General features: G+C 63.3%; 2 protein-coding genes. One reads left to right on the forward strand and one right to left on the reverse strand.

Annotation, left to right across the window (positions count from 1 at the left end):
- A partial coding sequence (locus ABB33_RS17895; protein ID WP_161809444.1) for a response regulator occupies positions 1-148 on the reverse strand: 148 nt, incomplete at its 3' end.
- Positions 149-286: 138 nt separating this feature from the next.
- On the opposite strand from ABB33_RS17895, the gene ABB33_RS17900 reads away from it, so the two are divergent.
- The coding region (locus ABB33_RS17900) for a DMT family protein (RefSeq protein WP_056932979.1) at positions 287-629 on the forward strand (343 nt) is incomplete at its 3' end.

A 629-nucleotide genomic window follows, 5' to 3' on the forward strand; every position in this document is an offset into this window, starting at 1 on the left:
CCGCCGCCAGCCGGTAGCCGTCCAGGCCATCGCAGGCATAGTCCACCTCGAATCCCTTGCTTTCCAGGTATTCGCCGATCATCTCGGAAATGTTGCGGTTGTCCTCGATGACGAGCACCAGTCCGGACGATTCCTTGGTCTGTCGCATGGAGCCTCCTCGTTCTTCAGCTTTGTGAAAGATGCCGTACCCCGAGTGGATCCCATGTGAAGAAAGTCCGCGACGGCAGATCCGGTCCGGCCGGCCGTGCTGCACCTATGCTATGCGCGCCTTCCCACGGACCCGGACATGCCCGCCCCGCCCTTCACCGCCTATCTGTACCCGGTACTGCTGCTGGTTGCCAGCAACGTATTCATGACCATCGCCTGGTACGGCCACCTGAAGTACCGTTCGGCGCCGCTGCTGACGGTGATCCTGGTCAGTTGGGGCATCGCCTTCTTCGAGTACTGCCTGCAGGTGCCGGGCAACCGGCTGGGCGCGGCGGTCTATTCGGCGCCGCAGCTCAAGGGCATGCAGGAAGTGATCACCCTGGTGGTGTTCGCGGTGTTCTCCGCGGTCTACCTGGGGCAGCCGCTGAAATGGAACCACTGGGCGGCGTTCGCGCTGATCGTGGTCGCGGCGCTGCTGATGG

Source organism: Stenotrophomonas acidaminiphila (assembly GCF_001431595.1).
Classification (GTDB): domain Bacteria; phylum Pseudomonadota; class Gammaproteobacteria; order Xanthomonadales; family Xanthomonadaceae; genus Stenotrophomonas; species Stenotrophomonas acidaminiphila.